14 protein-coding genes are annotated in these 15,779 nt (G+C 63.9%); 5 read left to right on the top strand and 9 right to left on the bottom strand.

The window, feature by feature from the left end; translation table 11 throughout:
* Positions 1-19: 19 nt before the first annotated feature.
* Positions 20-1,009, bottom strand: a complete 990-nt coding sequence (locus tag BLQ55_RS05450; protein WP_092252819.1) for an alpha/beta fold hydrolase — start codon at positions 1,007-1,009, stop codon at positions 20-22.
* 157 nt (positions 1,010-1,166) lie between these two features.
* On the bottom strand, positions 1,167-3,542 hold the full coding sequence (gene ppsA, locus BLQ55_RS05455) for a phosphoenolpyruvate synthase (protein ID WP_092197532.1): 2,376 nt from the start codon (positions 3,540-3,542) through the stop codon (positions 1,167-1,169).
* Positions 3,543-3,726: 184 nt separating this feature from the next.
* On the opposite strand from ppsA, the gene BLQ55_RS05465 reads away from it, so the two are divergent.
* Positions 3,727-4,545, top strand: a complete 819-nt coding sequence (locus BLQ55_RS05465; protein ID WP_072407939.1) for a posphoenolpyruvate synthetase regulatory kinase/phosphorylase PpsR — start codon at positions 3,727-3,729, stop codon at positions 4,543-4,545.
* 114 nt (positions 4,546-4,659) lie between these two features.
* Here BLQ55_RS05465 and BLQ55_RS05470 read toward each other — a convergent pair whose 3' ends face one another.
* A complete protein-coding gene (locus tag BLQ55_RS05470) occupies positions 4,660-5,505 on the bottom strand; it encodes a type 1 glutamine amidotransferase domain-containing protein (protein WP_092252821.1) in 846 nt (281 codons plus the stop codon).
* 103 nt (positions 5,506-5,608) lie between these two features.
* Here BLQ55_RS05470 and BLQ55_RS05475 point away from each other — a divergent pair, with 103 nt between their 5' ends.
* Positions 5,609-6,553 carry a LysR family transcriptional regulator gene (locus BLQ55_RS05475; protein WP_092197538.1) on the top strand — a complete coding sequence of 315 codons (945 nt, stop codon included), beginning with the start codon at positions 5,609-5,611 and terminating at the stop codon, positions 6,551-6,553.
* A gap of 56 nt (positions 6,554-6,609) precedes the next feature.
* Here BLQ55_RS05475 and BLQ55_RS05480 read toward each other — a convergent pair whose 3' ends face one another.
* From BLQ55_RS05480 to BLQ55_RS05500, 5 genes are all read right to left on the bottom strand, one after another.
* Positions 6,610-6,837 (bottom strand): MbtH family protein, encoded by a 228-nt coding sequence (locus tag BLQ55_RS05480; protein ID WP_092197540.1) that lies wholly within the window; start codon positions 6,835-6,837, stop codon positions 6,610-6,612.
* 84 nt (positions 6,838-6,921) lie between these two features.
* On the bottom strand, positions 6,922-8,334 hold the full coding sequence (locus BLQ55_RS05485; RefSeq protein WP_092252823.1) for an aspartate aminotransferase family protein: 1,413 nt from the start codon (positions 8,332-8,334) through the stop codon (positions 6,922-6,924).
* Positions 8,335-8,428: 94 nt separating this feature from the next.
* Positions 8,429-8,950: a GNAT family N-acetyltransferase gene (locus BLQ55_RS05490; RefSeq protein ID WP_092252824.1), complete on the bottom strand. Its 522-nt coding sequence runs from the start codon at positions 8,948-8,950 to the stop codon at positions 8,429-8,431.
* A 266-nt stretch (positions 8,951-9,216) separates the two neighbouring features.
* A complete protein-coding gene (locus tag BLQ55_RS05495) occupies positions 9,217-10,542 on the bottom strand; it encodes an ATP-binding protein (protein WP_092197546.1) in 1,326 nt (441 codons plus the stop codon).
* Positions 10,539-11,219: a response regulator gene (locus BLQ55_RS05500; protein WP_092197548.1), complete on the bottom strand. Its 681-nt coding sequence runs from the start codon at positions 11,217-11,219 to the stop codon at positions 10,539-10,541. Before BLQ55_RS05500 ends, BLQ55_RS05495 begins: the two co-directional genes overlap by 4 nt.
* A gap of 174 nt (positions 11,220-11,393) precedes the next feature.
* On the opposite strand from BLQ55_RS05500, the gene dsbD reads away from it, so the two are divergent.
* Genes dsbD through dsbG form a run of 3 tightly spaced genes read left to right on the top strand, consistent with a single transcriptional unit; the run spans position 11,394 to position 14,733 of the window.
* The gene (gene dsbD, locus BLQ55_RS05505) at positions 11,394-13,121 is read left to right on the top strand and encodes a protein-disulfide reductase DsbD (protein WP_092252826.1); all 1,728 of its coding nucleotides are present in this window, start codon (positions 11,394-11,396) and stop codon (positions 13,119-13,121) included.
* Positions 13,121-13,990 (top strand): TlpA family protein disulfide reductase, encoded by an 870-nt coding sequence (locus BLQ55_RS05510; RefSeq protein ID WP_092252828.1) that lies wholly within the window; start codon positions 13,121-13,123, stop codon positions 13,988-13,990. The genes dsbD and BLQ55_RS05510 overlap by 1 nt, the downstream gene beginning before the upstream one ends.
* Positions 13,966-14,733, top strand: a complete 768-nt coding sequence (gene dsbG / locus BLQ55_RS05515) for a thiol:disulfide interchange protein DsbG (RefSeq protein ID WP_092252830.1) — start codon at positions 13,966-13,968, stop codon at positions 14,731-14,733. The genes BLQ55_RS05510 and dsbG overlap by 25 nt, the downstream gene beginning before the upstream one ends.
* A gap of 168 nt (positions 14,734-14,901) precedes the next feature.
* On the opposite strand, the gene BLQ55_RS05520 is transcribed toward dsbG, so the two are convergent.
* The gene (locus tag BLQ55_RS05520) at positions 14,902-15,708 is read right to left on the bottom strand and encodes an alpha/beta fold hydrolase (RefSeq protein ID WP_092252831.1); all 807 of its coding nucleotides are present in this window, start codon (positions 15,706-15,708) and stop codon (positions 14,902-14,904) included.
* Positions 15,709-15,779 lie beyond the last annotated feature (71 nt).

The raw sequence follows: 15,779 nt of genomic DNA on the forward strand, positions 1-15,779 counted from the left end.
CCTTGTCAGAGCCTTCGCCTCAAACCGCCTCGGCCAACTGGGGCTGTCCTGCCAGCAGGGGGACCTGTTGATCCTTAAGCCAACGCGCCACCAACGGCCAGACCTCAAGGTGAGCGGCCTTGCTGACCAGCATCTCCACATGACCGAAATCGTCTGTGAAACCCTGTCCCCGGCCCAGGCAGACAAACTGCTTGTGCACCGAGCCGATCTGATCGAAAAGCTTGCGGCAAGCCCAGGTCGGGTCCTGGTGATCGCCCGCGGCACTCACCGCCAGCACAGGCAACCAGACATCGGCCAACCCGGCCCACCAGTTCTTCTCGGCATCGCCGAAACGTCCGAACAAACCGTACCAACGCATGCTTTCCAAGGCCAGGCCGATGGGCTCGTCCTCGGGGCCGCGCTTGAGCCTTGAGCCTGACAGTTGGGCAAAGCGTTTGAGAATGAAGCGGCCACTCCATTCCACCGGAGGGATCTTCAGTGGCCAGTAGGTGCGGCTGACCTGGGTGCCGAAAAATGCCGCCGACGCCACGGCAGGCTTGCCCAGGTAGTGGCCGCCCAAGGCTGCCGCCAGGGTGATGCCCCCCAGGGAGTGGCCGATCCAGTGGGGCACTTGCCCGCTCTGCTCGCGCACGAAGGCGCCAATGGCCGGCAAGTCGTAGCGGGCGTAGTCGGCCACCCGATTGTGGCGATAGCCCTGGTTGCGCTGGGAAAGCCCATGGCCGCGCATCTCGGGAATCCACACGTCGAATCCCAGGCGTGCAAGGTACGCCCCCAGGCCCAGGCCCTTGGGTGAATACCAGAAACGCCGATTGGAGAAACTGCCGTGCAACAGGATCACCGGGACGCCACGGGTGTCACCCGCGTCGGCCATACCCAGCCGGGTGACGGCCAGTTCGACACTGGCATCCGGGCTGTTGCCGGGCTTCAAGCGATAGACATCTTCGCTCAGATCACCGCGCCGCTCGGCGCTGATCAGGGCGACAGGAAAAAGGTTGCTGCTGCTTTGCATAATCTTCTTGCACAAAAAAAGACGACTGTGGGAGCGAGCTTGCTCGCGATTGCGATGGATCAGCAAAATAATCTTGGCTGACACGCCGCTATCGCGAGCAAGCTCGCTCCCACAAAGGTTACCCGGCTTACATTACCGGTGAGGCCCCTTCACTCGATCAGACCGCCGCCTGACCCTCGGCCAGGAAGAACCAGGTTTCCAGCACGGAGTCGGGGTTCAACGAAACGCTTTCGATGCCCTGCTCCATCAGCCACTTGGCCAGGTCCGGGTGATCCGAAGGACCCTGGCCGCAGATGCCGATGTACTTGCCGGCCTTGTTGCAGGCGGCGATGGCATTGGCCAGCAGCTTCTTGACCGCCGGGTTCCGCTCGTCGAACAGGTGGGCGATGATCCCGGAATCGCGGTCCAGGCCCAGGGTCAGCTGGGTCAGGTCGTTAGAACCGATGGAGAAACCGTCGAAGAACTCGAGGAACTCTTCAGCCAGGATGGCGTTGGACGGCAGTTCGCACATCATGATCACGCGCAGGCCATTGTCACCACGGGCCAGGCCGTTTTCCGCCAGCAGGTCGACGACCTGGCTCGCTTCGCCCAGGGTCCGCACGAAGGGCACCATGATCTCGACGTTGGTCAGGCCCATCTCGTTGCGCACGCGCTTGAGGGCGCGGCACTCGAGTTCGAAGCAGTCGCGGAACGATTCGCTGATGTAGCGCGACGCACCGCGGAAGCCCAGCATCGGGTTCTCTTCTTCCGGCTCGTAGAGCTTGCCGCCGATCAGGTTGGCGTATTCGTTGGACTTGAAGTCCGACAGGCGCACGATGACCTTTTTCGGCCAGAACGCCGCCGCCAGGGTGCTGATGCCTTCCACCAGCTTCTCGACGTAGAAACCGACCGGATCGTCGTAGCCGGCAATGCGCTTGTCGACGCTGTCCTTGATTTCCTGGGGCAGGCCGTCGTAGTTCAGCAGTGCCTTGGGGTGCACGCCGATCATGCGGTTGATGATGAACTCCAGGCGGGCCAGGCCCACACCGGCGTTCGGCAACTGTGCGAAGTCGAAGGCGCGGTCCGGGTTGCCGACGTTCATCATGATCTTGAACGGCAGCTCCGGCATGGCGTCCACGGAGTTCTTCTTGATGTCGAAGCCCAGTTCGCCTTCGAAGATGTAGCCGGTGTCGCCTTCGGCGCAGGAAACGGTCACGCCCTGGCCGTCCTTGAGCAGTTGGGTGGCGTTGCCGCAACCGACCACTGCCGGGATCCCCAGTTCACGGGCAATGATCGCCGCGTGGCAGGTACGCCCGCCGCGGTTGGTGACGATGGCGCTGGCGCGCTTCATCACCGGTTCCCAGTCCGGGTCGGTCATGTCGGAGACCAGTACGTCGCCGGCCTGGACCTTGTCCATCTCCGAGACGTCCTTGATGATCCGCACCTTGCCCGCGCCGATGCGCTGGCCAATGGCCCGGCCTTCCACCAGCACGGTACCGGTTTCCTTGAGCAGGTAGCGCTCCATGACGTTGGCCTGGGTGCGGCTTTTCACGGTTTCCGGACGGGCCTGCACGATATACAGCTTGCCGTCGTCACCGTCCTTGGCCCACTCGATGTCCATCGGGCACTTGTAGTGCTGCTCGATGATCATCGCCTGCTTGGCCAGCTCGCTGACTTCGGCGTCGGTCAGGCAGAAACGCGCGCGCTCGGCCTTGTCCACCTCGACGGTCTTCACCGAGCGACCGGCCTTGGCTTCGTCGCCGTAGATCATCTTGATGGCCTTGCTGCCCAGGTTGCGGCGCAGGATGGCCGGACGACCGGCTTGCAGCGTGCCCTTGTGAACGTAGAACTCATCCGGGTTCACTGCGCCCTGCACGACGGTTTCACCCAGGCCATAGGCGCCGGTGATGAACACCACGTCACGGAAGCCAGACTCGGTGTCGAGGGTGAACATCACGCCGGCGGTGCCGGTTTCGGAGCGGACCATGCGCTGCACACCGGCGGACAGGGCGACCAGCTTGTGGTCGAAGCCCTGGTGCACGCGGTAGGAAATGGCACGGTCGTTGAAAAGGGAGGCGAAAACTTCCTTGGCGGCACGAATGACGTTTTCCACGCCACGGATGTTCAGGAAGGTTTCCTGCTGGCCGGCGAAGGAGGCATCCGGCAGGTCTTCGGCGGTGGCCGAGGAACGCACGGCGACGGCGATATCGGGATTGCCTTCGGACAGCTTGGCGAAAGCGGTGCGGATCTCGGCGTTCAGTTTCTCGGGGAACTCGGCTTCCATGATCCATTGGCGGATCTGGGCACCGGTCTTGGCCAGGGCATTGACGTCATCGACGTCCAGGGCATCGAGCGCATCGTGGATCTGCTTGTTCAGGCCACTCAGTTCCAGGAAATCACGATAAGCCTGGGCGGTCGTGGCGAAGCCACCTGGCACCGATACGCCGGCACCGGCGAGGTTGCTGATCATCTCGCCCAGGGATGCGTTCTTGCCCCCCACATGCTCCACATCATGGACGCCGAGCTTATCGAGGGAAACTACGTACTCTACCAAGGTGATCTCTCCACTGACTGTGTTGGAAAAGCTCAAGGCACCGGCGGCTCCAGGGGAGCGCTCGCCGGCGATATGGCCTGGACCTGGAAAATAAGTGAGAATGCTGGCCACTGGCGGCCGGCAAATCGCGCCTATCATATCCAAGAATCGTCACTAGCTCACTAGCTTAAGGCCCAAGGCGCAAATGAAACGATCTGCTTTCTTTATCTCCGACGGCACCGGCATCACGGCCGAGACGCTAGGCCAAAGCCTGTTGGCACAGTTCGAAAACATTACCTTCGCCAAGATGACACGTCCGTACATAGACAGCGTCGACAAGGCGCGGGCCATGGTACAGCAAATCAATAAAGCCGCCGAAACCGACGGTTTTCGCCCGATCATCTTCGATACCATCGTCAATCAGGACATTCGTGAGATTCTCGCAACGTCCAATGGTTTCATGATCGACATTTTTTCCACCTTCCTGGCGCCCCTGGAACAGGAACTGAGCGAGCACTCTTCCTACTCGGTCGGCAAGTCCCATTCCATTGGCCACAACTCCAACTACATGGAGCGGATCGAGGCGGTCAACTTCGCGCTGGACAACGATGACGGCGCCCGCACGCATTATTACGACAAGGCCGACCTGATCCTAGTGGGCGTGTCGCGTTGTGGTAAGACTCCGACGTGCCTGTACATGGCGATGCAATTCGGCATCCGCGCGGCCAACTATCCGCTGACCGAAGACGACATGGAGCGCCTGCAACTGCCCAGCGCCCTGCGCGCCCACCAGCACAAGCTGTTCGGCCTGACCATCGACCCGGACCGCCTCACGGCGATCCGCAACGAGCGCAAGCCCAACAGTCGTTATTCAAGCTATGCCCAGTGCGAGTTCGAAGTGCGCGAGGTGGAAAACCTGTTCCGGCGCGAGAACATTCCCCATATCAACTCCACGCATTTTTCCGTGGAAGAGATTTCGGCGAAGATCCTGGTGGAGAAAGGGGTGGAGCGGCGGTTCAAGTGAACCCGCAACAACACAAAACCCTGTGGGAGCGAGCCTGCTCGCGATAGCGGAGTGTCATGACCCACCGCTATCGCGAGCAGGCTCGCTCCCACAAGGGATTTGTAGTGCTGCTGGCTACTGCGCCAGACGCTTGACCAACGCCTGCCCCACCGCCAGCGCCGAGGCTGGATTCTGGCCGGTAATCAGTTCCCGATCCGTCACCACATGGGCAGTCCACGGCGTGGTGTTGCTGCTGTACTGCCCACCAGCCTGCTGCAACGCGGTCTGTGGGTAGAATTTCATGCTCCCGCCACCCAGCAGCCCCTTTGCCAGCTCTTCTTCCTGATTGCTGATCACCGTCATCCTGTACCCGGCATAGATCCAGCCGGCCTTGGCCGAGGCCTGGCCTTTGGCAGCCAACTGGCCAACGAAGCCCTTGGCATCAGGCAGGGTCGACAGCAACGCGATCGGCCCGTGGCAGACCAGCGCGGTGGTCTTGCCCTTGTCATGGAAGTGCGTCAACACCCGCCCCAGCGGTGCGCTCGTGAGCAAATCCTGCATGGGCGCATGCCCGCCGGGAATGTACAGGGCATCGAACTGTTCCAGACCGATCTGCTCGACACGGGCCAGGCTGATCACCGGTGAGTCCTTGGCCGAAGTGATGTTCAGTTGCGCCAGCAACGCCTGGTAGCGCTCCAGCTCCGCCGGATCATTGTTGAAGTACATCTTGTCCACCGAGGACCGGTCCAGCGTCGGCGCCTTGCCCTGCGGGGTGGCGAACGTCACGTGGTGACCGGCATCCAGCAACAGCTTCACCGGTTGCAGCAATTCGTTGAGGTAAAACCCGGTGGAGAAGACCTTGCCATTGTTCAGATCCAGATGATCGGAATCCGACAGGACCACCAGCACGTTATCGGCATGGGCCGCGACACCAATACCTGCCAGAACAACAGACGTTGCCAAGGTCGTGAGCTTTTTCATGATGACTCCAGGATGTTTCGATAAAAGATGCGCTCACTGTATTGATGCCCTCACCGGCGATAAACTGGCGTACCGGAACATCACTTGGCCTCTGGAGGCAACAATGGCACGCCGATTCGATTATCTGGCCGACGTGGAAGCCTTCGTCACGGTCGTGGAAAAAGGCACGCTCAGCGCCGGCGCCGTGGCGCTGGGGACCACGCCTTCGGTCCTGAGCCGCGCCATCTCCCGCCTCGAAGCCCGGCTCGGGGTGCAACTGTTACGACGCACGACCCGGCGGTTGAACCTGACCGATGCCGGCACCTTGTACCTGGAACAGTCGCGCTCGGCCTTTGCCCTGATTGACGACGCCGAGCGGCGAATCCAGGGCCAGGACGGTGTCTTGACCGGTCGCGTGCGCTTGAGCGTGCCGACCACCTACGGCCACTACCGCCTACCATCGCTGCTGTCGCGTTTCGCCGAGGCTTACCCGCAAGTTCGGGTCGAGCTGAGTATCACCAACCGCAATGTCGATCTGGTGGCCGAGGGGTATGACCTGGCGATCCGCCTTGGGCCGCTGCCGGACAGCGGCCTGGTCGGACGCAAACTCGAAGACGCCCGCCTGTGCCTGGTCGCCGCGCCGCATTACCTGGAACGCGCCGGAACGCCCCGGCACGTCGATGAACTGGCTGCCCACGCCTGCCTGACCTTCGTAATGCCCAGCAGCGGACGCATCGCGCCCTGGCTGTTTCGCGACAATCATGAAGACCGGGAATGGCTGCCGGCGGGCAATGTGCAGGTGTCCGATGATGTATTGGGCATCGTGTCCCTGGCGCAGGCCGGGATGGGAATCTGCCAGACCTATGAATTCATTGTCCGGGAGCGAATCGAGCGTGGGGAACTGGTGGCTTTGCTGGAGGACTTTGGCGGGCGCAGCCGCCCCTTTTCAATCATCTACCCGCCCCATCGTCAATTGCCGGCGGCGGCACGGGCGTTGATTGATTTCATGGCGAAAGCGGGAGCCACCTGTGGGAGCGAGCCTGCTCGCGATAGCCGCACCTTGGCCTGACTGACAGACCGAGTTGCCTGCATCGCGAGCGGGCTCGCTCCCACAACGTCCCCGGGCTACTGCGCCAATGCCGCCTGCTCGTCCATTTTCTTGCGCAGGCTCAGCGGGCGCATGTCGGTCCAGACTTCTTCGATGTAGGCCAGGCACTCCTTCTTGAAGCCGCTTTTACCGACGGTACGCCAGCCCTCGGGGATGGCCTTGTAGTCTGGCCAGATCGAATATTGCTCTTCGTGGTTGACCACGACCTGAAAGACGATGTCCTCGCGGTCGAATACTGAAGTCATGGGTGTCTCTCCATCTTTGCTCGAGGTTCGCTGCGTCACATGCGCAGCCAGGATATGAAAGGAACGTACGGGGCCGGGTGAAAATTAGCTGCCTTTGACCGCCGCATGCAGGGCTCGCCCGAAAATCTCGGCGACCCGGTCGATTTCGGCCCGGGTGATGATCAACGGTGGCAGGAACCGCACCACGCCGCCCTGGCGACCGCCCAGCTCCAGGATCAGCCCGCGCTTGAGGCATTCGCGTTGCAACCGTGGCGCCAGCTGGGCATGCACTGGCGGATGGCCCAGGGCGTCCGGCTTGCCCGCCGGGTCCACCAACTCGACACCGAGCATCAGCCCGCGACCGCGGATATCGCCCAGTTGCGGGAAGTCCCGCTGCAGGATGTGCAGGTGCTCGCTCAGGCGTTCGCCCATGGCGGCCGCGTGGGCCGGCAGGTCGTGCTCGCGCAGGTAGCGCATGACCGCGGAGCCGGCGGCCATGGCCATCTGATTGCCACGGAAGGTCCCGGCGTGAGCGCCCGGCAACCAGGTGTCGAGCCAGTCGCGGTAAACCACCACCGCCAGCGGCAGGCTGCCGCCAATGGCCTTGGACAACACCACCACGTCCGGGATGATCCCGGCATGTTCGAAGGCAAACATCTTGCCGGTACGGCCGAAGCCGCTCTGGATTTCGTCGACGATCAACGCCACCCCTGCCTGCTCGGTGATCCGTCGCAAGCCGCGCAGCCAATCCAGGTCGGCGGGAATGACTCCGCCCTCGCCCTGCACCACTTCGACGATGACCGCCGCCGGCAACTGCACGCCGGCCTCCGGGTCGTTCAGCAGGTTTTCCAGGTAATGCAGGTTGGCCTTCACGCCCTCGACACCGCCCAGCCCGAACGGGCAGCGGTAATCGTAGGGGTATGGCATGAACTGCACGCCGCTGCTGAGCAAGGCGCCCAAGGGTTTCTTCGGCCCCAGGCTGCCCATCAGGCTCAATGCCCCCTGACTCATGCCGTGATAACCGCCCTGGAACGACAGTACGGTGCTGCGTCCGGTCGCGGTACGCACCAGCTTGAGGGCGGCTTCCACCGCGTCGGTACCGGTGGGGCCGCAGAACTGGATCTTCGCCTCGGCGGCCAGCTTCGCCGGCAACAGGCCGAACAGGTCCTGGACGAAGCGGTCCTTGACCGGTGTGGTCAGGTCCAGGGTGTGCAACGGCAGCTCGTCGGCCAGCACCTGCTGGATCGCGTCGATCACCACCGGGTGGTTATGCCCCAGCGCCAGCGTGCCGGCGCCGGCCAGGCAATCGATGAAGGTGCGGCCCTCGACGTCCTCGACATACAACCCCTTGGCGCGCTTGAGGGCCAGGGGTATGCGCCGTGGATAGCTGCGGGCATTGGACTCCTGCCGACTCTGGCGAGCCAGCAGCGGCGACTCATTGAACTGGTAGAGCGTCTCGGCCGGCACGGGGTTGACCCTGGCCGGCTGTGCTTCGATAAGGCTGTTGGCGACTGACATCTCTCGACCCCGCAGTACGTGACCCAAAACGACACACCGGGCAGGTGCGCATCCGGTCGGGGCGCACATGCAGGTTTCCTGTTGTGGAAACGCATCAGCCACGGGGGGATTTACTCCTGTGCAGCACTTTCTCCGGTGACGCGATCAATGGCTTGTGCATCGCAATGGCCTTGACCCCGCCAATGGCGAAGGCGTCAGCGCTTTGTTCGAACCCCAGGTGTCGATAGAACGCCTGGCTGCTACGGGTGCTGTTGAGCCGCACCCGGGCCACCCCGCGCCCGCGCAGCCAGGCCTCGATGTCCCGCACCAGCGCCTGGCCGACACCGCGGCGGAAGGACTCCGGCTGTACGTAGCAGAAGGCGATACGGCCACTGGCCGAGGCCATGGCGACACCCGCCGGCCGCCCCTGCAAACGGGCCAGGGTCAGGCGCAAGCGTGGGTCGACCAGCCAGGGGCGGATATGCGCGAGGGTGTTGTTGCGTACCCAGGCGGCGACGACAGTGGGGTCGTTGCGGTGTTCGGCGGCACACCCGACCCGGATGCAGCGTTCGGCGATCCGGCTGATGATCCCGGCATCGCTGGGCGTGGCCGTGCAGATTTCGATGAAGGTGTCCATGGCGCGGTTTTCCTCAGTCCTTGAGTCGAGCTGAAAAAAACATAGACCCGGATAAGGCCAGGGCGCCAATGGCAGGTCGTTACAGCAAATGTACAACGACCTCCCGCCAAGCGCGCCTGTAGGAGCTGACGAGTGCAACGAGGCTGCGATCTTGTCCCAGACAGTTAGATCTCAAGCGAAAGCTCAAGATCAAAAGATCGCAGGCTTCGCCAGCTCCTACAGACCCAGCGGGAGCAAGCTCCCTCGCCACGGAACCCCTCATTGGATCAGGGGTGCTGCACCGGCATGGTCAATTCGACCCGCAATCCATCCGGGCGGCTGTCGAAATGCAGTCCGCAACCACAACGCTGGACGATGGCCTGGACGATCGCCAGTCCCAGCCCGCAGCCGGTGCTCTGGCCGTTGCGCCAGAAGCGTTGGGTCAAGTGCTGGATGTCGTCGGCGGCAATGCCGGGGCCGTGGTCGCGGACCTGGAAACGCACGCGCTGGCCGATCATTTCCAGGCTCAATTCCACGTCGGTGTCGTCCGGGGTATGGCGCAGGGCGTTATCCAGCAGGTTGCGCAAGGCCGCGATGGAGAGCACCGCCGGCATCTGCACCGGCGCATCGGACAGCCCTGGGGCCAAATGCAATTTGATTCGCCGGGACTCACTGCTGGCCGCGTCCTGGATCGCCAGTCGCGCGACCTGCTCGGCGTTGCAGTGCACGCCATCGTCGAACGACAGGCTGCCTTCGACCCGAGCCAGCAGCAGCAACTGTTCGAGTGTGCGATGCATGCGGTCGGCGCCCTCCTCGGCCCGGGCCAGGGATTGGTCGCGGGCGGCGCCCTCGGTCATGCGCGCCACTTGCAGGTGCGTCTTGATGGCGGTCAGCGGACTGCGCAGCTCGTGGGCAGCGTCGCCGGTCAGCCGTCGCTCGCGCTCGATGGTCTTGCCGATGCGCTGGAACAGCTGGTTCTGGGTCTCCAGCAAGGGCCGCAACTCGCTGGGCAGCGGATGGATCTGCAAGGGCTCCAGGGAATCGGCATTGCGCCGCATCAGCGCATCGCGCATGCGATTGAGCGGCGCCAGGCCCTGGCCGATGCCCAGCCACAACAGGCACAGGCAACCGAGCAACGCCACGCCCACCGGCACCGAGGCGGCCAGCAGTATCGACAGGTTCAGGGCTTCGCGCTCGATCTGGCGGTCGGCGGTGGTGATGCGCAAGTCGCCTCGGGCCAGGGTGAAGCTGCGCCAGGGCGCACCGTCGATCATCTGGTCATGGAAGCCCATTTTCTCGGCTTCCAGGGCCTGTTCTGGGGTGCCGTGGCTACGGGCCAGAATCTCGCCGCGCAAGGAACTGACCTGACAGGCCATGCCGCCGGGAATGCTCAATTGCTCGGAGCTCAAATGGGTGCCGTCGCCCTTGCTGGGCAACGGCGGCATCTGTTCCAGCAACCCGGCAACCATCCGCGCCGACGCCACCAGGCGCTGGTCGAGGGAGAACATCATCTGGTTGCGCAGGTCACTGAGCATCCACGCCGCGGCCAGGGCCCAGATCAGGGCGAAGGCCGCGCCGAGGGTCAGGCTCAGGCGCAGTCGCAGGCTCATCACTTGGAGGGTTCTCCGCCGTCGGCCGGCCCCAAGCGATAGCCCAGGCCGCGCACGGTCTCGACAATGCCGTTACCCAGCTTGCGCCGCAGGTGGTGGATATGGACGTTGAGGGCATTGCTTTCCAGCTCGTCGTTGAACCCGTAGACGCTGTCCTTGAGTTGCTCGGTGGACAGCACCCGGCCGCGACTGTGCAAGAGCGCCTGCAACAGCGATTGTTCGCGCCGGGACAGATCCACCGGCTGGCCGTCCAGGGTGGTTTCCCGGCTGCTGGGGTCGTAGGTCAGGCGACCGTGCTCGATCAGGTTGACGCTGCGCCCCGCCACGCGCCGCAGCAACGTGTGCAGGCGCGCCGCAAGCTCGCGCAGGTCGAAGGGTTTGAGCAGATAGTCGTCAGCCCCGGCCTGCAAGCCGTCGACCCGGTCGGTCACCGAGTCACGGGCGGTGAGGATCAGCACCGGCGTCTCCAGCCCCTGCTGGCGCAGTTGCCGAAGCAGCTTGAGACCGTCCTCATCGGGCAACCCCAGGTCCAGCACCATGACATCGAACTCCGCCACGCCGACCATCGCCCGCGCCGCCGATGCGGTGGCCACGTGCTCGACCGTCAGGCCCTGCGCCGTGAGGCCGGCAACGATCCCGCTGGCAATCAACTCATCGTCTTCGCAGACCAGTACGCGCATGGTAAGCCCCGTGGAAAAAGGTACATTAGGCCGCTGGCCGATTAAGCCGACATTATGCGACGAGTACGGCAAACGTGGCGATCATTGCGGCCTGCCGGTCGCCGCCGGGTTAATCGACGGTTAATCGCCAGTCGCCATTGTGTTTTCCACTCGCTTCGTTCTAAGGCTTTATCCATGCGTCGATTGTTTTTGCTGTGGCTGCTGCTGATCTCGGGCCTGGCCCAGGCCGCCAATCCCTTCGAAACCAAACCCGATTTCCTGCCGGTGGAAAAAGCGTTCGTGCTGACCTCCGAACGCCTGGACTCCGGTGAAACGCAGCTGTTCTGGCAGATTACCGATGGGTACTACCTGTATAAGCAGCGGCTCAAGTTCGAGGGCCTGGCCGAGGCGCAGAAACCCAAGTTGCCGGAGGGCGAGGCCCACAGCGACGAGTTTTTCGGCGACCAGCAAGTCTATCGCCAGGCGCTGGAACTGAAGATCCCCGCCGGTGCCACGGGCAAGATCAAGGTGGGTTTCCAGGGCTGTGCCGACGCCGGCCTGTGCTATCCACCCCAGACCCAGGTGATTGACCTGGGCGGCAGCGCACCGGCGGCGGCCACCGGCGAGGCGCCGGACCAGGCCCTGGCCAGCGGCCTGCAGCAACGGGCCTTGGGCTGGAGCCTGCTGGTGTTCTTCGGCCTGGGCCTGCTGCTGGCATTCACCCCTTGTTCGCTGCCGATGCTGCCGATCCTGGCCGGGCTGGTGGTGGGCAGCGGCGCCGGGCCGAGACGCGGCCTGGCCTTGGCCGGCAGCTACGTGATCAGCATGGCCCTGGTGTATGCGGCCATGGGCGTGCTCGCCGCCCTGCTGGGGGCCAACCTCCAGGCACTGCTGCAACAACCATGGCTGCTGGGCAGCTTCGCGGCCGTATTCGTGTTGCTGGCGCTGCCGATGTTCGGCTTCTTCGAGTTGCAATTGCCGGCGGCGCTGCGTGACCGCCTGGAAAACGCCGGACGCCAGCGACGCGGTGGCAGCCTGGTGGGCGCCGGCGTGCTCGGCGCCCTGTCCGGCCTGTTGGTGGGCCCGTGCATGACTGCCCCGCTGGCCGGCGCCCTGCTGTATATCGCCCAGAGCGGCAATGCGCTGCACGGCGGGTTGATCCTGTTCACCATGGGCATCGGCATGGGCCTGCCACTGTTGCTCCTGGTGACCGTGGGCAACCGCTTCCTGCCCAAGCCCGGCGCCTGGATGAACCTGCTCAAGGGCGTGTTCGGCTTCCTGTTCCTGGGCACCGCACTGTTGATGGTTCGTCCGATCATCGACGGCTCACTGTGGATCGGATTGTGGGGTGTGCTGCTGTTGATCGCCGCCTACAGCGCCTGGCGCCAGACCGGAGGCTTCGGCCGCATGGCCTACCTCTGCGGCAGCGCCTCGCTGCTGTTCGGCCTGTGGGGCAGCCTGCTGGTGATTGGTGCGGCGGGCGGCGGCGATGATCTCTTCCAACCCTTGAAGGTCTACGCTGGCAACGAGGGTAGCGCGACCGTCAGCGCCCACGATGCGTTCGTCACCGTCAGCGAGCCCGCGGCCTTGCAACGGGAACTGGACGCCGCCAAGGCCCAGGGCCAGTGGGTGCTGCTGGACTATTACGCCGACTGGTGCGTGTCCTGCAAGATCATGGAAAAACAGGTATTCGGCCGCACCGAGGTGCTGGACGCCCTGCAAGGCGTGCGCCTGCTGCGCCTCGACGTCACCGCCGACAGCCCCGCCAGCCGCGCGTTGCTGAGCCGTTACCAGGTACCGGGGCCGCCGAGCCTGCTGTGGATCGGCGCCGACGGTGAAGAGCGCCGCAGCCAGCGGATCACTGGGGAAGTCGACGCCAGGGCGTTCCTGGAGCGCTGGAACCTCACCCGGGACGCGCGCTGATGCTGACGTTCACCCTGGGCACCTTCGCCATCGCCCTTAACCATCTGTTGCTGATCAGCGCCCTGGCCCTGGCGACCTTCGTCGGCTGGCGGGTGGCCAGGCGCGGCGGCGAGAACCCTGAGTCGGTGCTGTTCGTGCTGTTTCTACTGGGGCTTTTGGCCGCACGGATCGGCTTCGTCGTCGCCTATTGGCAACATTACCGGGACGACCCGTGGCAGATCGTCGACCTGCGGGACGGCGGTTTCCTCGCCTGGCCGGGGATCGTGGCGCTGCTGATGGGCGCCTTGTTGTGGGCCCGGCGCCGCCCGGCCCTGCGCCGCCCGTTGGGCTTCGGCGTCGGCAGCGGCTTGCTGTTCTGGCTGGTGGCGAGCCTGTCGTTGACGATTTATGAACAAGGCACCCGGCTGCCGGACATCACCCTGCGCACCGCCGACGGCCAGACCGTGAAGCTCACCGACTACCAGGGCGGCCCGCTGGTGATCAACCTCTGGGCCACCTGGTGCCCGCCCTGCCGACGTGAAATGCCGGTGCTCGAAGAAGCCCAGCAACAGCGTCCGGACCTGACCTTCCTGTTCGTCAACCAGGCCGAAAGCATGCAAAGCGTCAGCACCTACCTGGCCACCCAGGGCCTGAGCCTGACCAACGTATTGTTCGATGGCAGCGGCCGCCTCGGACAGGCCGTGGGTTCCATGGCCCTGCCGACCACCCTGTTCTACAGCGCCGACGGCCGCCTGCTGGGCAGCCACCTGGGCGAATTGTCGGAAGCGAGCCTGGCCCGCGCCCTGGAAAACTTCGAAACGCCGGATTCGTCCACGACGCCCCACTCCGCCACAAGGAAACCGCCATGCCCCGCCTCCGCCACCTGCTGACCCTGGCCGTCGCCGCCGCACTGTCGCAGGCCCCGCTGCTGCAGGCCGAAGAATTGCCTGCGGCCATCAAGAAGATCGAAGCCAAGGGCGCGAAAATCGTCGGCACTTTCGAGGCCCCGGACGGGCTGCGCGGTTACGCGGCGCAATACCAGAACCGCGGCATGGCGCTGTACCTGACCCCGGATGGGCAGCACGTCCTGCTGGGCAACCTGTACGACGCCGAGGGCAAGGACCTGAGCGCCGAACCGCTGCAAAAACTGGTCTATGCACCGATGGCCAAGGCCATCTGGACGAAGATGGAAGCGAGCAACTGGATCGCCGACGGCAACAAGGACGCACCGCGCACGGTATACCTGTTCAGCGACCCGAACTGTCCGTACTGCAACATGTTCTGGGAACAGGCCCGGCCTTGGGTCAAGGCTGGCAAGGTGCAGTTGCGCCACATCATGGTGGGCATCATCCGCGAAGACAGCCCGGGTAAATCCGCCGCCTTGCTGGCCGCCAAGGACCCGGAAAAAGCCCTGGCCGAGCATGAAAAGGCCGGCAAGGGCAGCCCGCTCAAGCCGCTCAAGGACATACCGCCCACCATCCAGGCCAAACTGGACGCTAACCAGCAGTTGATGGACGAACTGGAACTGTCCGCCACCCCGGCGATTTTCTATCTGGATGACAAAGGCGACCTGCAACAGCAGCAAGGCGCGCCGTCACCGGACAAGCTGGTGAAGATTCTCGGGCCGAAGTGACCGACAACCACTGCAGCCCCCGTGGGAGCGAGCTTGCTCGCGATGGCGGCAGATCAGTCAGCATTGATGTGACAGGCACACTGCAATCGCGAGCAAGCTCGCTCCCACAGGGGATGCGCATCGGTCACAAAATCCCAGTGGGAGCGAGCCTGCTCGCGATGCGGCAGATCAGCTACGCAGGACCTTCAGCAACGCCTCGGTCACGAACTGCGGATTCTCAAGATTGGAAATGTGCCCCGCGTCCGGGACCAGCACATGCAGGCAGCCAATCAGTTCGGCCATTTCCAGGGCCTCGGACGGTGGCCTTGGTTTATCCTGGTCGCCGCACATCACCAGGGTGCGCTGAGCGTTGAGCTCATGCAAACGCCCCCGCATGTCGTCGCGACCGAAAATGATCCGCCCCAGCGGCACGATGCTGGCGCGTAGGCGATCGGCCGGCAGCGCGGCCAATGTGGCGCGAAACTGCTGGTAGAGCGCCGATTGCGGGTCGATACCCGGCCGGAAGAAGATCGGCACGACGATGTCCAGCAACGGCTCGGGAATGCTGCCGCTGGCTTCGATCTTGTCGAACAGCGAGAAATAGTACTGACGGGTCTGCTCCGGTTCGACGCCGACGTAAGTATCCATCAGCACCAGCGACTGGATCCGCGTGGGCGCCGCCAGCGCCAGCCGCGTCCCCCACATCCCGCCCACCGAAAGCCCCACCAGGTGGAAGCAGTCGATGCTCAAATAATCCAGCAGCTCCATCATCTGGCGGGCCAGATCGTTCAGCGAACTCATGCCCTCCGGCATCTGCCCCGACTGGCCATGGCCCCAAAGGTCCGGAGCGATCACCCGGTAATGCCTGGACAACACCTCGATCTGCGGCGCCCACATGCTGTGGTCCCACAGGTAGCTGCCGCCCAGCAGCACCACCGGGCCCTGGCCCTGGTCCAGGTAGTGAAGCGGTTGTCCGTCGATCGTTGCAAAGGGCATGGGTGACCTCCTTGTTTGAGTCTGGAAAAAAGCTTGGGAAGACTGAGCCGTGCAGGGCGAGGCGTCAACCT

Source organism: Pseudomonas sp. NFACC13-1, from assembly GCF_900104425.1.
GTDB lineage: Bacteria > Pseudomonadota > Gammaproteobacteria > Pseudomonadales > Pseudomonadaceae > Aquipseudomonas > Aquipseudomonas fluorescens_AA.

Excerpts from the sequence above, each read along its gene's own strand:
- BLQ55_RS05485 (WP_092252823.1), bottom strand. The coding sequence starts at position 8,334 with ATGTCAGTCGCCAACAGCCTTATCGAAGCACAGCCGGCCAGGGTCAAC.
- BLQ55_RS05500 (WP_092197548.1), bottom strand. The coding sequence starts at position 11,219 with ATGCGCGTACTGGTCTGCGAAGACGATGAGTTGATTGCCAGCGGGATC.
- BLQ55_RS05470 (WP_092252821.1), bottom strand. The coding sequence starts at position 5,505 with ATGAAAAAGCTCACGACCTTGGCAACGTCTGTTGTTCTGGCAGGTATT.
- BLQ55_RS05490 (WP_092252824.1), bottom strand. The coding sequence starts at position 8,950 with ATGGACACCTTCATCGAAATCTGCACGGCCACGCCCAGCGATGCCGGG.
- BLQ55_RS05475 (WP_092197538.1), top strand. The coding sequence starts at position 5,609 with ATGGCACGCCGATTCGATTATCTGGCCGACGTGGAAGCCTTCGTCACG.
- BLQ55_RS05465 (WP_072407939.1), top strand. The coding sequence starts at position 3,727 with ATGAAACGATCTGCTTTCTTTATCTCCGACGGCACCGGCATCACGGCC.
- BLQ55_RS05520 (WP_092252831.1), bottom strand. The coding sequence starts at position 15,708 with ATGCCCTTTGCAACGATCGACGGACAACCGCTTCACTACCTGGACCAG.
- BLQ55_RS05480 (WP_092197540.1), bottom strand. The coding sequence starts at position 6,837 with ATGACTTCAGTATTCGACCGCGAGGACATCGTCTTTCAGGTCGTGGTC.
- BLQ55_RS05510 (WP_092252828.1), top strand. The coding sequence starts at position 13,121 with ATGCTGACGTTCACCCTGGGCACCTTCGCCATCGCCCTTAACCATCTG.
- BLQ55_RS05450 (WP_092252819.1), bottom strand. The coding sequence starts at position 1,009 with ATGCAAAGCAGCAGCAACCTTTTTCCTGTCGCCCTGATCAGCGCCGAG.
- dsbD (WP_092252826.1), top strand. The coding sequence starts at position 11,394 with ATGCGTCGATTGTTTTTGCTGTGGCTGCTGCTGATCTCGGGCCTGGCC.
- dsbG (WP_092252830.1), top strand. The coding sequence starts at position 13,966 with ATGCCCCGCCTCCGCCACCTGCTGACCCTGGCCGTCGCCGCCGCACTG.